14 protein-coding genes are annotated in these 18,306 nt (G+C 40.4%); 2 read left to right on the forward strand and 12 right to left on the reverse strand.

What is annotated here, in order from left to right; all coding sequences use genetic code 11:
- Positions 1 to 1,012: 1,012 nt before the first annotated feature.
- From hetR to V7L01_RS14260, 5 genes are all read right to left on the reverse strand, one after another.
- Complete coding sequence (gene hetR / locus V7L01_RS14240; RefSeq protein WP_335035739.1) at positions 1,013 to 1,912, reverse strand: heterocyst differentiation master regulator HetR; 900 nt, start codon at positions 1,910 to 1,912, stop codon at positions 1,013 to 1,015.
- A gap of 2,254 nt (positions 1,913 to 4,166) precedes the next feature.
- Positions 4,167 to 4,307, reverse strand: coding sequence for a hypothetical protein (locus V7L01_RS14245; protein WP_335035741.1), 141 nt, complete (start codon positions 4,305 to 4,307; stop codon positions 4,167 to 4,169).
- Positions 4,308 to 6,803: an EamA family transporter gene (locus tag V7L01_RS14250; protein WP_335035742.1), complete on the reverse strand. Its 2,496-nt coding sequence runs from the start codon at positions 6,801 to 6,803 to the stop codon at positions 4,308 to 4,310.
- A gap of 598 nt (positions 6,804 to 7,401) precedes the next feature.
- The gene (locus V7L01_RS14255) at positions 7,402 to 8,670 is read right to left on the reverse strand and encodes an inorganic phosphate transporter (protein WP_335035744.1); all 1,269 of its coding nucleotides are present in this window, start codon (positions 8,668 to 8,670) and stop codon (positions 7,402 to 7,404) included.
- Positions 8,671 to 8,754: 84 nt separating this feature from the next.
- On the reverse strand, positions 8,755 to 9,801 hold the full coding sequence (locus V7L01_RS14260; protein ID WP_335035909.1) for a zinc-dependent dehydrogenase: 1,047 nt from the start codon (positions 9,799 to 9,801) through the stop codon (positions 8,755 to 8,757).
- Between the two features lie 149 nt (positions 9,802 to 9,950).
- Between V7L01_RS14260 and V7L01_RS14265 the strand changes: the two genes are divergently transcribed.
- Entirely contained in the window at positions 9,951 to 10,457 is a 507-nt protein-coding gene (locus V7L01_RS14265) for a GNAT family N-acetyltransferase (RefSeq protein WP_335035745.1), read from the forward strand.
- 229 nt (positions 10,458 to 10,686) lie between these two features.
- Here the strand turns inward: V7L01_RS14265 and V7L01_RS14270 are convergent, their stop codons facing one another.
- The 4 genes from V7L01_RS14270 to dacB form a co-directional block, all read right to left on the reverse strand.
- On the reverse strand, positions 10,687 to 12,036 hold the full coding sequence (locus tag V7L01_RS14270; RefSeq protein WP_335035746.1) for a TerD family protein: 1,350 nt from the start codon (positions 12,034 to 12,036) through the stop codon (positions 10,687 to 10,689).
- A gap of 92 nt (positions 12,037 to 12,128) precedes the next feature.
- Positions 12,129 to 12,701 (reverse strand): TerD family protein, encoded by a 573-nt coding sequence (locus tag V7L01_RS14275; protein ID WP_335035747.1) that lies wholly within the window; start codon positions 12,699 to 12,701, stop codon positions 12,129 to 12,131.
- A 69-nt stretch (positions 12,702 to 12,770) separates the two neighbouring features.
- Positions 12,771 to 13,373 (reverse strand): TerD family protein, encoded by a 603-nt coding sequence (locus V7L01_RS14280; RefSeq protein WP_335035749.1) that lies wholly within the window; start codon positions 13,371 to 13,373, stop codon positions 12,771 to 12,773.
- Between the two features lie 599 nt (positions 13,374 to 13,972).
- Positions 13,973 to 15,442: a D-alanyl-D-alanine carboxypeptidase/D-alanyl-D-alanine endopeptidase gene (gene dacB / locus V7L01_RS14285; protein ID WP_335035750.1), complete on the reverse strand. Its 1,470-nt coding sequence runs from the start codon at positions 15,440 to 15,442 to the stop codon at positions 13,973 to 13,975.
- Positions 15,443 to 15,676: 234 nt separating this feature from the next.
- Between dacB and V7L01_RS14290 the strand changes: the two genes are divergently transcribed.
- Positions 15,677 to 16,276, forward strand: a complete 600-nt coding sequence (locus V7L01_RS14290) for a hypothetical protein (protein WP_335035911.1) — start codon at positions 15,677 to 15,679, stop codon at positions 16,274 to 16,276.
- Positions 16,277 to 16,433: 157 nt separating this feature from the next.
- Here V7L01_RS14290 and V7L01_RS14295 read toward each other — a convergent pair whose 3' ends face one another.
- From V7L01_RS14295 to V7L01_RS14305, 3 genes are all read right to left on the reverse strand, one after another.
- Entirely contained in the window at positions 16,434 to 16,901 is a 468-nt protein-coding gene (locus V7L01_RS14295) for a tellurite resistance TerB family protein (RefSeq protein WP_335035752.1), read from the reverse strand.
- Positions 16,902 to 17,409: 508 nt separating this feature from the next.
- Positions 17,410 to 17,565, reverse strand: a complete 156-nt coding sequence (locus V7L01_RS14300; protein WP_335035753.1) for a hypothetical protein — start codon at positions 17,563 to 17,565, stop codon at positions 17,410 to 17,412.
- Positions 17,566 to 17,847: 282 nt separating this feature from the next.
- Entirely contained in the window at positions 17,848 to 18,237 is a 390-nt protein-coding gene (locus V7L01_RS14305; RefSeq protein WP_335035755.1) for an agenet domain-containing protein, read from the reverse strand.
- Between the last annotated feature and the right edge of the window lie 69 nt (positions 18,238 to 18,306).

Consider the following 18,306-nt stretch of genomic DNA (forward strand, 5'->3'; position numbering starts at 1 on the left):
TCGGTAATTTTTGTAGGGAGGGCATTGTAATGCCCTCCCTATTATGGCTTGAGTTGCACTATTCATATAAAATTCGCCATAACTAACTCACATATTGCCCCAAAAAAAACTATAAGGCTTACGCATTGACAGAGACAACCAACTTGGCTTACCTCTCCTTACTGGGCTACTGCCTTGTAATGCTTTTGTGGGAGGCTCTGTCTGCCGTCAAACCAGGAGGTAGAGTCTTGTTGATTGCATTTCTAACTCCGCTTGGGAACGAGGCAGGGCAAGACTTTTAGCTTAAAAAGCCTATGATTCACATAACGGTCAATGTGTAAAATGTGTAAGTCCTAAACTAATGGTATTTAGTAACTCAGTATTAAATCAAAAGTCCTATATTTAGTGAGAAAATTACAGAAAAATTATGTAGCTTGATTGCTCATATTTTTAGCTTGTAGGGTTTTCTACAGTTAGGTGCAAAATATGAGATAATTGCCCTCTGCTACAATACCTATTCAGTAATCCTGGAACAACCTCTCCCCAATCTCCTCTTTGAAGCAGGAGGATAGTTTAGGTTTTTGATTACTGGATCGATGTTCTAGCAAATTCTATAAACTAAACAATCTCAATACAAAATTCACAAAATTGTTTGTGACTTCTGTGCTACAATAGCAATCCGATTTGATTTTTTAATAAATCTATCTAAGATACAAGGGTGTGTTATGGCCGAGAGGATGGCACCAAAGCTTTCGGATGGTACGTTACCAGAGGTATAACGCACACTACTAGCGTGGCAACGCTAAAGTTGTGCATTAGAAATGCCGTTTTTTAGCGATTAAGCGCTACTACGAGCCTTTTCTATTACACTGATTTAGCCTTGCCACGCTACTGCGTGTATTTCAAAAATCAAATATGAGTCCTACATACAGTATTACAGTCTAAATAGACCAACCATGCCTTTGCTTTGAAGCAAGGCACAAAACCAGTCAAAAGCTTACTTTATCAGCTTTTTGAATTTTGCGTAGCGCTACTAGTCTTCTTTTTCGCCAAAAGCCGTTTGTAAAACCACTGCAATACCTCCATCTTGGTGATATTTATCTGCCCAGGCACGAATAACTTCATCCAGTTCTTCCATAGCCTGCTCCATTTTTTCTGGGAGGATATCAAGTTCTTCCAGCAAGCGCATGGCATTTCGTCGTCGTTCTGCCCAGTTTTTCATCATTCGGAAATACCGAGCGGTGTCTTCCACCATGATGTAAGTGCGTTCTTGATCGTCTGCTGGGGCGTAAAAAGGACGGGTAAGAGCATAGAAGGGCATTCCCCAAGGAGAATCAATGCGTGTTACCGTGCCTGAGTAGAGCAGACGGCGCTTGATATGCTCGCCCAAGGCTTCACTCAAAGGCATTTGGTGTTCGAGTGGCAAGTCTTCTTGCGATCGCCTGTGCAAAAACTCAATCAAATCCAGAAACTCAAAAGAGCTAACTAACTGGGCGTCAGGTAGATTATTTGGCAGTTTCTGCTCAATTTGTCTTTTTTCTTCACTTGTCAGACTGCTACCAGGAACGCGCGATCGCCCCGGTTGCCAAGGATACTTTTCTAGCCAGACATAAGGAAATTGAATCAAATAGCGGGGTTCCTGAGTACCCAGCATCTTCAACAGTTTGCCCTCTGTGAGCGCCTGTCTGACTTCTTCTACAATAATTTTTACCCGTTTTGGCTCCAGGTGGTGCAAATGCCCTGTCATCCGCAGGTTTTGTCCCTGCTCTAGATAGGTCATGTAAATTGCACACTTTGCTGCCGTTGCGGCTGCGTCTAAAAATGCCCCATGCCTGTGCCCACTCGTCCGCATGGCACTAAAAGCCAGATAAAGCATGATCTGATCCATCGCACTGGGGTCAAGACGTTTGATCAGATCTATGTCGTTACTCATATTACAGACAATTGAATAGCACGTTTACACAGTTTTTAATCGAATGAAAATAGGTAGTATACACCTAGCTGAAGGCAAAGTCTTTACTTCAGACTATATTAATATGCGATAACTATAAAATCGGTGGTAGCGCAAACTACCATTTTCGCATATTTTGTTGGATATAGGCAGATTCAGTTGTTGTGACTATAACTGTTTCTGCATCTGACCGGAAAATTACAGACATTACCAAGTTCAGCTTGACGGCGGTTTACGTCCCAACAGTCAACTATGTTGCAAGTAATCTACAAAGCCTTTGAATTCTCTAGGATTTTTCTCATCTTTCAAGAGAACAACGTTAAGCTACTTAAACCTAACTATGGCATTATGCCGACTCGAAGTAAAAAGTAGTTTGTGCGGTTCATCTGAGATATCTGTGACTCGAAAAAAGATAGTTTTTTCAGCTTTGGCTAATTATTTGTAGTGTACAGGTGACTATAAATAATTGGGAGCGTTATCAAAATAAATCGCTTACCAGGTGTAGCCAAATTTAGAGGTGGAGCCACACGGCTCATTGTGAACTATCATCGCGTTCACAACCTCCAGTGATGTCTGGGCAGTATCAGCCGTTGGCTTGAGGGAACATAGTAGACATCAAGTAGAGCAAATAATTCCAATTTCAAAATACCTGTTCTTTTTCAAATATCGTCCCCTATCATATCATTGTTTTTTTGAATTTGGAAATAATCTATATATTTTTAGCTTTAAAAATTATGCATATTTAAATAATTTATATTCTTGTTAAATCAACGTTTGTTGATATTTTTATATTGACTCATAAATACAAGTCTAATTTATCAATTTTTGTCTATCGTCTGACACAGAAAGCCGCGATTAATTAAGACTGAATCGCGTAGATATAAGGCTTTGTTGATGATGCAAATAACCTCAAGATGAGTTATTAGTCATATATATAATAAAACATATTGGATTCCATTTGATAATTATTTAGGGAATTTTTCTCCATGATTTTATATTTACTTCATGAAAGAATTTTAAATCTTTATCATTTAACTAGTTGATTTGCTATTTTCAAGTATGTTTTTACCTCGCTGTTTTATATCTTTGAGAGCCTTGAATTGCGTAGATAGTTTGTTGTTATAAAAGCAAGAGAATCCGTAGCGGGCTACGATATAAGCTTCTTTCTTTGGGCGTCTGGGCGCTCGCAGACCAAGTTTACTAGTGCATAGCGACAGGAAAAAAGATACCATCTCATCAAACAAAATACTAAGTGGGCATGAATAATTAAAGGTTTGTAGTAAGGACTTCAGACCTATTTTAAAGGCTAAAAATTTTACTAAAAGACAATTTAACTCACTTTACACTGCTTAATATAGCTTAATTTATTCTTGCCCACTTACAAAAAAAACAGGGTATGGGGTTGCAGGTATGAAAAAAATCCTTGAGGGGTGGGTTTAGAGCCGCACCAGGAAAAAAAGATGTATTTAATCAAGTAGGCATTTACCAAACTCAGCACTCTTCATGGCGTCATTGCTCCAATCCCACCTCTTCACCCTACAGTCTTTGAATTATTCCTCTTCTGTCACGATCGCCACAGAATAATCTCAAATCCCTATTTTCAGGTTTTTCCGCAGTAAAGTTAAATTACACCGATCGGAATGCGATGGCGTATCGCTCAATTCTCGATGCTCTTTGGGTACTCAGGATAACCATAATATTTTTCTCTCCCCATAGCGACAGAAGAGGATTAATCTCCCACGCTTGAAAAACGGGTTACTCTAAACATTTGTACTGTTTCTTTATCTCCTAGTTCCAAAAGGTACTGCAATGGTCTTAACTCCTTGCCAATCTCCTTTGTGAGCAAGTACTCGTGCTCAATTGCTGGAGTCAGTAATACTCGTACTGCTTATATATACGTGTTTTCCCTACCTGTATCAGGCTAAATCGATAGAAATATATTGCAAGTCAAGTTCAAGTTATTGCGATCGGCGCTTATATACAAGTGTTATCGCCACTTGTATCAAGCTAAAACCATAAAATATATTATTAATAATGAATATTAATCGCTTATAGCGCTTCTCGTACCCTGCTTTAAGCCGCTACACATCTATGAATGAGGTACAAGGTAGGGGCAGCTAGCTGCCCTTACTTCACGCATTAGAGACGTTGTTTGTAATGCAACATCTCTATATGCATCAAATCTCCACTCAACTGATTGATACTGACTACTCAGATTTTTTATAGATATAGAAATTTAATATCTAAATATATAGAATACCTGCGATCGCATTAGTTTAGAGAAGTTACAAGTAGGCGTATTAGCTTCAGGGTTAATGCTGAGAGTGATGGGAGGTAAAGTAGCTCCCATCACACCTAAAGTGATTGAACTCGCCATTTAATTCGTGGGACTAGAGGGTTTAACCTGATTTCGCATTGTTTCAAAGCTGAAAGCAGCTGCCCCAAAGGTTACTAACAACACACCCAGAATTTGTACAATATCCAAATTTTCTTGAATGATTAACCCAGCGAAAATCACGGTTAAAACTGGGATGCTACCACCAACGATCGCCGATCGGGAGGCACCTAATTTACTGATACCAACATTGTTCAGCAAATAGCCTGCAAGAGTCAGCACACCCAAAATAAATGCGCTTAAAACCAGTTCCAGCATTTTAGAGGGGTCAACTACCAAGTTCCAACTGCTGGGTAAAGGTAGCATTAAGCAGATAAAGCTTAACAGCAACATGGTAGCGAAGTTAATTAAAGTAAAAGTCACAGGATGCAGTTTGCTAGCGCAATACCGTGTCAGAATTATGTAGGCAGCAAAAGCCACGCCGGCAAGAATCGCAGTGCTGCTTCCCATTGAAGTATTACTCGTAGCTATGCTGGGAGAACCCCCTAAAACTAACAATTCACCGCAGCAAATCGCGGCGATCGCACCGATGCGGAATATGCCAGGGCGATCGCGAAACAGAAACCACGACAATAGACCACTAACCATCGGATAGACAAAGAACAGTGCGATCGCCATTCCGGTTGTGACTTGAGCGATCGCAATGTAAATGAGCACCTGAGACAAAAACAAAAAGCACCCACTCACAATCGACAACAGCAAAATCTGCTTGGTCGCTGCATTCGCAGGTGTGGCGTTTCCTCGGACTGAATTAGCCAAGTTTTCCAAGTCTTGCCACAAAGTTGGATGCAATATAGGAGACAAAAGTACCATCAGTGGTACTACTACCATAAACCGTAGCGTCAAAATTAACAGAGTATTGCCCAAAGTCGGCGGCAGCAAGCGCTCTACCTCTAATACTCCAAAAATTTGAGAACCGTCGTGGAAAATTACCTTGATAGCTACGTTGTAAAGCGACGATACTACTGCCGATGAGACAATTAACAAGAAACCAATTTGGATCGGCGATAAGCCGGAGGAATTACGCGATCGCGATTGTGAGGGTTTTGCTGCCGGCTGCGGCTCTAGCGCAGTGGTCGGTGAGGATTTAGCTTTGCTCTGCGATCCGTTTTTGCGGAGGACAGAAATTGGTTCGGTGGTATTTAGCTTTAGAGAAGGTCGCGTTATTCTCGGCTGTGAAACAGATGCAGGCGGAGGTTCTGATGTCGTTTCGTTATCTGGCAAGCCCTTATTGAGGACAGAAATTGGTTCGGTAGCATTGTCCTTTGGTGGCGGAACTACAGCCGCCAGAGGCTCCGATCTTGTTTCCCTTTGGGACAAGTCCTGGCTGGGGACAGAATTTAGATTCGCGGCGTCTTCTCTAACAACTGGTGGCTGTAATGTCGTTTCCCTTTGGGGCAAGTCCTTGCTGGGGAGAGAATTTGGGTTCGCGGTGTTTTCTCTAACAACTGGCGGCTGTAATGTCGTTTCCCTTTGGGGCAAGTCCTTGCTGGGGAGAGAATTTGGGTTCGCGGTGTTTTCTCTAACAACTGGCGGCTGTAATGTTGTTTCCCTTTGGGGCAAGTCCTTGCTGAGGAGAGAATTTGGGTTCGCGGTGTTTTCTCTAACAACTGGCGGTTGTGATGTCGTTTCCCTTTGGGACAAGTCGTTGCTAGGGAGAGAATTTGGGTTCGCGGTGTTTTCTCTAACAACTGGCGGTTGTGATGTCGTTTCCCTTGGTGGAAATTTATTCGGGATCGAGGAAATTGGCTCAGAGGAATTTCTTACTACTTCGCCAAACGGTGGCGGCGATGTCTCAAAAGAACTATTTTTCTCTGGCTCCGTAAACTGCAAAACAGTAGGTGTAGCTGCTGTTGCTGGTTTGCGTGAAGCTTCTTCTATAGTTTTGTCTAGTTCTCCATGCAGGCGGTTAACAAACTCCGCCAAAATCGTTTCCCCTTGCTGTTGCTGGCTGTACATCCGTGACAACTGTTGGGAAAGATTACTTTGATAATTCTTCAGTTCCTGTTGCAGCGAGTTAAAGGTAACAGTAACGGTGTCATCCAAGCTGTCAAACATGTGTTCGACTTTTTCATTGATTTCACCTACTACATTGCTGCTGACTTCAGCTGACTTTAGCGCAGCTTGATCGTAAGACTTGCCCTCTACGGTTTGGTTAGCTAAAGTTGCCAGAGAGGATTGCAGTTGTGAAGATATATGCTTTGCTAAAACTTCTGCCAGTTGACGAATTAACACTTGCTGCTCAGTGATTTGGCGCACTTGTTGTAAATGCTCTTTTTCTTCTACCAAGCTTTGAATGTCATCAGATAATCGGTTTTTTTCTGACTGAAGCCGCTTTACATCTTCCTGCAACCCTCTGAGGACATTCTGCTGAAGATTTTCTAAGTCTTCAACTACAGCCCAAAGAGCATTTTCTGCTGCTCTGGATAGCTCGCCTCTGACTCTCGGGTTTTCTGGTTGCTTCTCGAATCGCCCCATTAGCTTCTAACCTCTAACACCTTGACGATAAAGCTGCTTCCGGTACGCTTTATTGGCGCTCATCTTAATTTCCTGTATTTTGTCAGATAAATTAAAAATTTTAACAGCACTTCCGCATTTCAACGTAATTCTGTCATACTGGACACAGGTTGGCAAAGCATCAAATTTGCCCCACGGTTTGCTATACGGTCTTCTCTTCAGCATTGACAAGTATTCGGTCAGTTTAATTTTCATCAATAATATTCGCCAATGAGATTTTTACTTTCAAAGAAATCTCACTCCAAAGAAATATTTATTGTTTTACTGCCAATAGTAATTGTCAAAGGCTTGCAGGTGCGTGCGCTATCGCCACAAAATTGTCTGACTTGCGAAACTAGCTGTAAATTCCTATGGAATGTAACTTGTTTGACAGTTTACATCTCTAAATGGAGATTAAAGTATCTTTCTGTGGAAATTCAAAGTTACGCCATCCCCTGCACAACATTCTAATGAATGAGCAGCAATTCTGCAAAAATACGCTTTTTTGGCGTTGTTGCAGTCTAGGTTCCACTTTGAGTAGATACAGTAGAGAAAAAAGTTAGGGAAATATTAATATTTCTTAGAAGAACAAAATCCGGGCGATGCTAAAGATGGCAGCGCTAAGGCCAGCACTCACAGGGATTGTAATTAGCCATGCGGCGGCAATGCCTTTTAGTGTTTTGAATTTAATCGACTTGATATTTTGCACCAGTCCAATACCAACTACTCCACCGACGAGAGCGTGGGAGGTGGAGACTGGTAAACCTAGCCGGGAGGCGATGAGGATGGTGGTAGCAGTAGCAAGTTCAGCACAAAATCCACTACTAGGTTGCAAGGCAATAATGTTTTCGCCAATAGTGGCGATGACTTTTTTACCCCAAACAGCTAAACCACCAACAATGCCAACGCCGCCAAGGATTAAAATCCAAATGGGGATAATTATACCATCTGTAGGTACGCTACCAGTGCGATTGATGTAAACGATCGCAGCTAAAGGAGCGATCGCATTTCCCACATCATTAGAACCATGAGCAAAGGCTACAAAGCAAGCACTCAGTAGTTGGAACCTGGCGAATAATCTTTCTACGGGATTAGAGATTGGGGATTGGATAGACTCTTCTGTTTTCCCCAATCCCAATTGTCGCCAACTAATGATTGTGAGTCCAACTACTGCTACTGCACCGATTAACAAGGGAATGTCATAACTGGGGATGTTGAAACCAACTTCCTCAATGACAAAATTGGTTAGCGGTTCAGTCAGCGATGGTAATACAATCACACCGAATATACCTAGCAGCGCAGTACTCAACCAGGGAATCCATTCTTGTAACTGCACTACTTGATTGGGTCGATCTAAAATCCAGTGCTTGATTTGACTGTAAAATAAAGCAGCGATCGCACCACTAATTAACGGCGTTAAAACCCAGCCAATGGTGATTAAGCCAATTGATGACCAATCAATTGCACCTGCTCCCAAAGCTACCCAACTAAATCCAGCGATCGCACCAACAACTGCATGAGAAGATGAGACTGGTAACCCGCGTGATGTGGCAATTTGCAACCACACACCACAAGAAATTAGTACCGTTACCATCCCCGCAACTAATATTTGGGGTGTAGCTGCAAATAAAGCAGGATTGGCAATTTTTGTTGCTAAAGTTTCCGTTACCTCATGCCCAAACAATACAGCACCCGTAAACTCTAATACCCCAGCAATTATTAGTGCCTGTTTGAGGGTAACAGCTTTGGAACCGACAGAGGTTCCCATCGCGTTAGCAACATCGTTTGCTCCGAGATTCCAGGCGACATAGAAAGCTAGTAGGGCGACTGCAACTAGGGTAATAAGCATTTTGTTTGAGCTAATAAGGAGATAAGAGAAGAAGATCCGAAGACGCAAAGAACAATTTCCTTGCGTCCCTTTGCCTCCGTTATTTTACGGGTAAATCAGGATTTTGTAAGTAGCCGGTGTGGGTGCGATCGCAACTTCCACAGCTGTTGATAAATCTTTTAATGGATAGCGATCGCTAATCAAGGCTTGTACGTCAATCTGCTGATTAAATACAATATCAGCTGATAGACTCTGAAGCCGATAAGATGAGCTATAACTGCCTATCAAGTCAATTTCCCGACGGTAGAGGATATTGGGATTAATGGGTATTTCCACCTCATCGGGGAATTCCGCGAAAAACAAGATTTTGCCACCTTTGCGGGTACTATCAAGTGCTTGAAAAAAAGCTTTCTCACTAGGAACAGCCAGCAAGGTAACATCAACACCCAGTCCACCAGTTAGGGCAGAGATTTTGGCAGGTAAATCAGGATCGCGAGCATCAAAAGCCGCCTTTGCACCGACACTCAAGGCTTTTTCAATTCTAGAGGGTAGTAAATCAGTAGCGATCGCTTTTGCTCCAAAATACTTCACCAACATGATAAACATTAACCCAATTGGCCCAGCACCAGTAACTAACACAGTTTGTCCTGGGGCAATTTGGGCTTTTTTTACTGCCTTCAAGCAGCAGTTAGTTGGTTCTACAAAACTCGCTTCTTCAAAACTGATATTATCCGGGATGGGAATTAGCCCACCGTTTTCCACAATATGTCCGGGAACCTTGACATAATCGGCAAAACCGCCGCCACTGGCATTAAAGCCTGCGGTTGTGGAGATGTTTTTGTAAACATCGCACATAGAGAAATTATCATTTAGGCAGTAGGCGCAACGCATACAGGGGATGTGGTGCATTACCGCTACCCGTTGTCCAACTTGCCAACCTTTAACATTATTGCCTAATGCTGCGATCGTGCCGGCAGTTTCATGTCCAAAAATGCGCGGCGGTTCATACAGTGGATAACGAATTTTTTTTATATCTGACTGACACAACCCCACAACCCGCACCTGTACCAGTACTTCATCTGGTTCTAGGGTTGGAACTGGGATATCTTCGTAAGATAGTTGATTGACGCCTCTAAATACCTGTGCTTTCACGTTGGTTTTTCCCCGCTCAAGGATACTAGATGTAACATTAGCAGTCAACGTTGGGGAGCCAAAACTATTCTGGTGAGATAGTGTTACGGCTTTCGTAACGCTGTATTATTTTTGAATATTTTCTCAAGATTTTCTCCGAAACGGTAGCAATGACTATTCGCCATGCGACTGAAACTGACTTGCCTGCAATTGTGGCAATTTATAATGCTGCAATTCCTAGCCGCATAGCAACTGCTGATTTAGAGCCAGTATCCGTGGAAAGTCGCCTTCCTTGGTTTAAGGGGCGATCGCCTTCACAACGCCCACTTTGGGTAATCGAAGTAGAGGGAGTAATTGCTGGATGGCTGAGTTTCCAATCCTTTTATGGGCGGCCCGCCTATAGTAATACTGCTGAAATTAGTATTTACATAGCCCCTAGTTTTCATCGGTGTGGTTTGGGACGACAACTATTAGCACAAGCAATTAGCGAAAGTCCTAACTTGGGTTTAAAGACCCTACTATGCTTCATTTTTGCCCACAATCAACCTAGTTTAAAACTTTTTGAAACATTTGGTTTTCAACATTGGGGACATTTACCTCAAGTTGCCGAAATTGACAGCATTGAATGCGACTTAGTAATCATGGGACTCCGAATCATTGACACTCCCACAGCTTGAAGTTTTGGGATTACAAGGTTTCAGCAATCTGTTGATTGACATTCCTGACAACGGGCTTTAGGAGGTCTACTCAAGTCTATATGTTGCTAAATAAGGACTTTGAGCTTGCGATTTGGTTTGGTTAAATTCAGGCGATCGGAAAGAGACATTTATTGAAAATAATTTCATTCGATGTGGATATTAGAACATAGAGTCCTCAATCTATTGATACGATATTTGCTTCAGAACCCTAACTTAAAATGCCTTTCGCTCTTGCCTGTTTCATCCAACTAGGGAATTCATTCAACAGTCTTTCATACAACTGCTCATCAGTTATTTTTGTTAAATCATCTACATGAAAAAAATCAGCATTATCAACAATGCGATCGCCCATCCTATCTAAGTTTTCCAAAATTCCATAGTTAGAACCAGCCAAACCAACAAATTGCCAAAATATAGGATATTTTGCTGCGTCAATAACACTTTTTTTAATCCCTTGCTCATCAGTTACACCTCCATCACTGAGAAACACAATCAATGTAGGCAGTTTACTAGGTTGTTCTTGAATATACTTCTTGACTACATCTTTTATTACTGAACTTTCATTGTTTCCGCCCCCTAATTCCATCATAAGAGAGGGCATTTTAAAAACAAGTAAAGCTCTCTTAGCTTCACCACATTCTTTCTTAATGTAACCATCAACGTTCATCTCTGTGACTGATTTAGTCCTTTTGTATTTTGAACCAAAAAACCAAACATCTAATGTTTTATTATCATCTAATCTACTAGCTACAGGAACTATTCTTTCAAGAAATGCTTGTACTGCACCAGAATTATATTGATTGTTCATAGAACCAGAAATATCTAGAACTAAGGCAACTCTTGCTGCATCTTGACTAATACCTCTTTTTTTGAGGACAATATCAACTTTGGCTTTTAACAAGTTTATATCAGCTTTTTTTGTGATATCAATATAAGAAGTTACTACAGGAATGTTAACTTTAGGCTCGACTTTCTTTTCTTCCTGTTTACTTTCGATAACATACTTATCTACAAAACTTTGTAAACCAGTATTATAGCCTTCTCCTACTGCTTGAAATTTCCATTCACCCTTATTTTTATATAATCGCCCAAATTCTAAAGCTGTCTCTTGAGAAAAGCCCTCTCTCAAATTGTAACGAGCTATAGACCTTCTTGTTTCTTGGTTATAAACTTTGATGAAGGCATTTTTGATTTGGCTAAAATTTTTGTTTTTTTCCTGTCCGTCGTGAATAGTGACAACAAAAACTATTTCATGAATAGATAAATCAACTTTTGTTAAATCAATATAAATTGTCTCATCATCTCCGTTACCTTCTCCGGTTCTATTATCTCCTGAGTGCCTGAGAGAACCATCAAAAGATTCAAGGTTATTATAAAATACAAAATATTTATCATCAGGAACTTTACCATCTGCACCTAACATGAATACAGAAGCATCAATATCATAGCTTTGTCCGTTATGACTTGCTTGCCAACCTAAGCCAATGGCTACCTTCTTTAAATTAGGAACTTCTTTAGAAAGATTAAACCTGCCACCTTTGTTTAATTCAATTTCCATTATGGATACATCCTATAGATTAAAATTATTTTACGAAAAAAAAGGAAGTATACCAATGAATACTCCCTTTTTATTACCTTCTGAGATAGCTACTAAGCAGCATATCGGTCTACAAAACTTTGCAGCCCCGATTTATAACCAGCGCCGACAGCTTGGAATCTCCATTCTCCATCTTTTCGATAAAGCTTACCAAATTCAATTGCCGTTTCTGCGGAAGCATCTTCCTCTAATTCGTACTTAGCAATTTGTTTTTCTGTAGTGTTGTCATAAATTCTGATAAACGAGTTTCTGACTTGCCCAAAGTTTTGCTTTCTTTGCTCTGCTTCATGTATGGTGACGACAAAAACTATTTCTTGAACTGAAGCATCAACTTTGCTCAAATCGATTTGAATTGTTTCATCGTCCCCAAGACCTTCTCCTGTTCTGCTATCTCCTTCATGTTTTACAGAACCGTCTGGTGATTGTGGGTTGTTATAAAATACAAAGTATTTTTCGTGAGGAATTTTTCCGTTAGCACCTAACATAAATATAGAAGCATCAAGGTCAAAAAGCGAACCTGTATCTGTAACGTTGACATCCCATCCTAAACCAATTCCAGCATTTTTCAAGCTTGGTGCTTCTTTTGAAAGATTGATTCTTTCGCCTTTGCTGAGGTTAATTGACATAATGACTACCTATTTTTCAAAATGAATTTAATTCAGAGTTTTTATTGAGTTGAGTAACTCAATAAGTCGTTAAGCATAGACTCTCATAAGTCCTTCTAAACCATTTACATTAATGCCGTTACCAATAGCTGCCATTTTCCACTCGTTATTGTGATTGTAAATTTCAGCCATGACCATCCCGGTCATTCCTTTGTATTCAGACCCAGATAAATGATACTTGGCAACTTCTTGATTGTTAGATGTATTGACCAGCCGCACAAAGGCATTTTGTACCTGTGTAAATTCTTGTTTACGAGCTATACAGTCGTAAATGTTAACTGCAAAAACTAGTTTGACAATCTCTTTCGGTAGCCGAGTTAAATCTACAATAATCTGCTCGTCATCACCCGATCCTGCACCGGTGAGATTATCACCCAAATGGGTAATAGCTCCTGATTTGTGGGATAAATTTGCAAAGTAAATAAGATTACTTATATCTGTTATTTTACCCTTTTGATCTAAACAGATTACAGAAGCATCCAAGTCACAGTCTTGAGTATTACTAAAAGCCCCAAAAAAACCGCTGCCAGAACGTTTTGCTACATCCCAGCCGAGTCCGCACATCAGCTTCGTTAGCCCAGGAGCTTCTTTAGTAAGTGAAATATGTTGCCCTTTTTGTAGGTTTATTCCCATTTTATTATCTTGAATATAGTCAGATTGCTAATATTCTCAGCTATTTGATTGAGTCGTTGTTTGTATCAGCATCAATTATTTTGAGCTTTGTTAATTTGCACTAATTTTTGTGCATTCAGGTTGGTATAAATAATCTGCATTAAAGCAAATAATCCCCAATTAACCTAGTAGTTTATATTGTGTAATCTTGGTTTTTTGTCAGAGTTAACTAATGAGTTTATCGATTTAAACTTGAGTAATAACACGCCACATAATTGATTGAAGGCACATCATATTTGTTATGCGCTCTATCGTAGTCACCTTAAAAAGCAGTGTAACCAGTAAAAATACGTAATATCAAAAAATCTGACATCTATGCCACATATTTTTTGTTGGTACTACTGATATGATTGTCGTTATAAAGCAGACTGCAACTGCGCTAAACTATTAAACATTATTGTCTTTGTGTTAATGCTCAAGCGATAGCTCCGAGTCTAGAGCCTTGTTGTCAATAAGTTATGGCAGAACCAATATTGCGATCGTCCGATACTGCGATCGCAATATTACTTATCAGAGTAGGTGAATGTAGAGACGCAAAATTTTGCATCTCTAAACATTTGTTAACAACGCTGCAACTGCGTTAACAACACAACAATTTCATCAATTGACTGCCGCACAACTGTTGCAGGTTGTTCCGATTGATTGACGATAATACTAAAAACTAATGGCTCATACTTAGGCGCATTCATATATCCAGATAGAGAAACTACACCCGTTAACGTACCTGTTTTTGCTTGCACAATACCCTCAGCAGATGTGTTTTCAAAGCGTCCCTTCAAAGTTCCACTTTTACCTGCCACGGGTAAAGATGCGCGATATATATATGCTGTTGGTGTTCTTGCTATTCCTCGCAAAGTTTGTACAAAAGCTTCTGGTGTCACTAAGTTACGACGTGATAAACCCGAACCATCCACTAAAATATAACCCGCCGGATCGACTCCCAATTGAGTTAAACTCGCTTTGACAACTTCTAAACCTACATCAGCGCTAGTCTGATTTTTCACTCTGGTTTTTTTTACAGCTAATGCTCTCAGAAGTGCTTCAGCATAAAGATTATTACTATTTAGATTCGTCTCTGCTAATAATTCAGATAAAGGCGGCGACTCTACAAATGCTATTTCCTGTTGATTAACACCACCGCTTACTACTAACGTTTGTCCCAAGGAAACTTTTTGTGTTGTTAAAGCAGTGCGGAAGTGTCGTAAGAAGTAATAATTAGGGTCAACTACAGGCAAATCTATTAAAGATGGTTCAGAATTCGTTGTCAGTTGTCCTTGAATTCGTAATACTGTTCCTGATAATTCGCGGGTAACATTGACGTAACTTGGTTTATTTTGGGCAACGGTTACTGACTGATTAATTATCTGCCACTGTTTCGTCTCGCCAGCATCAAGCCACGCCAATTGTAAAGATTTACCTACAGCCTGTGGTACAAGTTTGAAGCTAAAAATATTTTGATTTAAAATAAAGCTGCTGACTGGTACGCCATCACTTGACTGCACATCTTCCCATTGCCAAGTGGGGTTAACAATATCACCTTGAATATAACTATCATCAGCTATCAATTGCTGAATTTGAGTAATACCTTTCTGTTTTAGCTGCTGTGCTAATGTTTGCAGTTGAGTATCGCTTAAGCTGGGATCTCCTCTACCGACAACACGTAAAACACCATTGCCATTCTGATAAATTGAGGTGCGAATCCGAAAATTAGCACCCAATTGCTGCAACGCAGCTGCTGTTGTCAGCAATTTGAGGTTAGATGCGGGAGTAAAATATTTCTGAGCATCACGACTGTAAAGAGTTGACCCCGTTGAAAGGGGTTGCACTAAAATTCCCCAACGTGCCCGACTAAATAAGGGACGATTGATTACAGCATCTATAGTTTTTCCCAGTTGGGTAGAGCAAATTGATTTTGTAGTGGTTCTTGGCGCGACTTGGGTTTGTGCTTTCGCAATAGAACTTAATCCTATTTGGCTAGTCAAAAATATTAACAAAACACCCAGTGATTGATTGAAAGTTTTAAGTCTCACCAATTTTCCTTATCCCAAAGATAGATATTTTGACTTTTCCAAAAACTTCTTTCCGGAGAGAGAAGAATTGGCTCAGTAAAGTTACTTAACTAGTATAGGGAAGATGTTCACATGTTTTATAGGTGGGCGATGTCTACGACGGGCTGCGCCTACGCGCAAACATAATTTATGGGATTACAAAATAGAAACGTAAGTCAACCTGCATATACAGAAATACGAAATCGAGGCAATGGTGTGAGTACATTTTTATCTGGTGTAGCTGTATTACTCTCTACTTTGGCTTTGGGATGTAGCGGCTATGTAGCTTATGAAGTTTTCACGTTACGGGAGACACTAAATGCTAGCAATACAGTCAGCACCACCATTCCCATTCAAGTGCCAAGTCCTACAGCTACAACTTCTCCACAAGCAACGGCTTCACCATCTCCAGTTAGTGCTACAACTTCAGCAATTAGCGCTGGTCAATTTGTGCAGCCTGCTTTTGGCAAAAAGGCAGAAGTTGAGTTACTTTCAGCAAAGCGAATTAAAGATCCAGAAACTGGAAACCGTGATGTGGTAAATCTGCAAATGCGGATTCGTCGCCTTGCCACAGATGGAGTTGTTGGTGGTGATATTATATCTGTGGCTAGTACAACAGCCCGCAATCCTGAGACTAGCGTAACTTACAAAGGAGTTGCTCTCAATCGCTCAACAGGAAGCGTTTCTTTGTTTCAAGTACGTCCACAAGCCTCCGCAGATGCTTATATCTGGCTAAGAGTTCCCGATGGTGTTAATAACTTGGACATTTTTGTGCCAGATACAGCCGCATTTAAAAATGTACCAATTTCTAATTAGTACTCTATCGGATTAATTTTGATAAAGCGCAAGATTCCCAACTTCTTTATGAAGTCGGGAATCTGAACAACTCAACTCAAACAAAATTATTTCTTACTTTAAATTAGCAACCCCAAATTAACGATGGTAGATGGTTGAGGCTGTAATTGAAAACGGATTACTCCTCTTCCTCTTCGTCTTCATCTTCTTCTCCGAACACTGCGTCAATAAGTTCTTGTGCGCGTTCGTCTGAAATATTTAAGGCTTCTTGAAGTTCAGAGATATAATCTTGTTCAGCTTCGGGTACTTCTTCGTCAATCCCTACCACTAAGATAGCTGTGATATATGCAGCTTCGCGATAACCTTTATTAGGTAAAGATTCGATGGACTGGGCGATTAAATCTTCTGGTTCTTCTTCTTCAATCAAGCTGACAACTTTTTCGGTCAATTCTTCAAAGTCTTCTTCAGAGTAATCTTCAAATAAGTCAACCCGACCGAGAAATTCACTCAAAGCATATTCTTCTGTGGAAGAAATACCTTCACCATCAGCCGCAGCGGAAAATAGTCCAAGAATTGCGATCGCAACTTCTGGTTCTAGAGCAACTGAACTAACACTACGGCCTTTGGGCAACTTGCGTTTAGACATAATTATCCTCTAAAAGTTACGTGATATTTCAGGAAGTCATATTTTGTGGTTTATCATGCTTCCTCGATTTATGATTCCCAAAATAATGCAGAAATATACATTGGAATGAATCTTTTTTTCATAAAAAATACGCAGATGAATGTATTGTCTGCGTATAAAAACGGTTAAATTGGCTTAAGCGATTGAGGTTTTTAGGGCTTGTGTACACCGTAGCCCAAGAATGGATAGATCGGTTGGAATGGATTCTTTTTTAAGCGATCGCTTGTAGATTTACACTTCTTTTCTAGGATCGCTAGCTTTCGGCTCAATGATATACCAAAATGAATGCGTGAATTACTCAAATGAGAAAGCAAACTGGAGTTTGAGAAAGTAAAAGCTGATTTTGCTTGCGGAAAACACCAAAATGAGAAAGCAAACTAGGGTTTGAGAAAGTAAAAGCTCCTTTTGAGTAAGTAAAAGCTCATTTTGAGTAAGTTTAAGGGCATTTTTACTTAGTTCAATATGAATTTTAGTTCAGGCGATACCTTTCCTTCGGAACGCTACGCGAACGGTGAGCTTCGCTAACGCACTTTTCAGTTTTCTCACGGTACGCTTTGCACAAAACTAGCTTATTCTGGATTTGGGGGGAGGCGATCGCAGCTGCTGTCAGTGATACTGGCTCCATAAGTTTGCCAAAATACACGATATTTTACTTATGGCTCTCAGTTTAACAGCCTCTAAACACCTAATGGAGAGCAAATACTCAACTTAGAGTCAAGGCGAATGGAATTCGCGGCTACACAAACAAAGTCCGCCTCCGCGGACTAAGGAAAAATTGAGGGTTTGAAACCCACGAAGGTGGGTTTTGTCTGTGTAGCTGCGGTTTATAACCGCCCTTTTAGAAATTTAAAGGGACGACTCCAACAGGTGAAATCGTCCCTTTAAACTTATAAGAGTGAAATATTCTCTATCTGCTTACTCTGGCAGGTTCAACCCACTCATCCCAAGAACTATTGTAGCCATCATAAGTAATTTTATAACGATTGTTACTAACTTCTAAAACCTTCCCTTTATACCATTTCCGCTTCCACAAAATTCTCACTGCATCTCCAGCTTGAAATGATACCCGAAAACGTGCAGTGCCAACCCATTCATTCCAGGAACTATCATAACCATCGTAGGTAATATAGCACTTCTCATCATTAACCTTAAGTACCGTTGCCGGATACCATGCTTCCTTCCAAAGAACCTCAGCCTTTTGTCCCACAGAACAGGGTGAAGCAGCAAAAGCACTGGGAATTAATGTTCCTACCCAAGTTGCCATAAAGATGGCACCAAACAATACTTTATTTTTCATGATTCTTTCTATCCTCAAACAGTAAAACTGAATTTTGATGATTTCTGGAAATCTACTTCAAAATTTGCA

The sequence above is a fragment of the Nostoc sp. genome (assembly GCF_036917095.1).
GTDB lineage: Bacteria > Cyanobacteriota > Cyanobacteriia > Cyanobacteriales > Nostocaceae > Nostoc.

Coding starts and splice junctions, on each gene's coding strand:
- V7L01_RS14270 (WP_335035746.1), bottom strand. CDS start 12,036: ATGGAAATTGAATTAAACAAAGGTGGCAGGTTTAATCTTTCTAAAGAA.
- V7L01_RS14265 (WP_335035745.1), top strand. CDS start 9,951: ATGACTATTCGCCATGCGACTGAAACTGACTTGCCTGCAATTGTGGCA.
- V7L01_RS14275 (WP_335035747.1), bottom strand. CDS start 12,701: ATGTCAATTAACCTCAGCAAAGGCGAAAGAATCAATCTTTCAAAAGAA.
- V7L01_RS14245 (WP_335035741.1), bottom strand. CDS start 4,307: ATGGCGAGTTCAATCACTTTAGGTGTGATGGGAGCTACTTTACCTCCC.
- V7L01_RS14295 (WP_335035752.1), bottom strand. CDS start 16,901: ATGTCTAAACGCAAGTTGCCCAAAGGCCGTAGTGTTAGTTCAGTTGCT.
- V7L01_RS14280 (WP_335035749.1), bottom strand. CDS start 13,373: ATGGGAATAAACCTACAAAAAGGGCAACATATTTCACTTACTAAAGAA.
- hetR (WP_335035739.1), bottom strand. CDS start 1,912: ATGAGTAACGACATAGATCTGATCAAACGTCTTGACCCCAGTGCGATG.
- V7L01_RS14305 (WP_335035755.1), bottom strand. CDS start 18,237: ATGAAAAATAAAGTATTGTTTGGTGCCATCTTTATGGCAACTTGGGTA.
- V7L01_RS14250 (WP_335035742.1), bottom strand. CDS start 6,803: ATGGGGCGATTCGAGAAGCAACCAGAAAACCCGAGAGTCAGAGGCGAG.
- V7L01_RS14255 (WP_335035744.1), bottom strand. CDS start 8,670: ATGCTTATTACCCTAGTTGCAGTCGCCCTACTAGCTTTCTATGTCGCC.
- V7L01_RS14300 (WP_335035753.1), bottom strand. CDS start 17,565: ATGGAGCCAGTATCACTGACAGCAGCTGCGATCGCCTCCCCCCAAATC.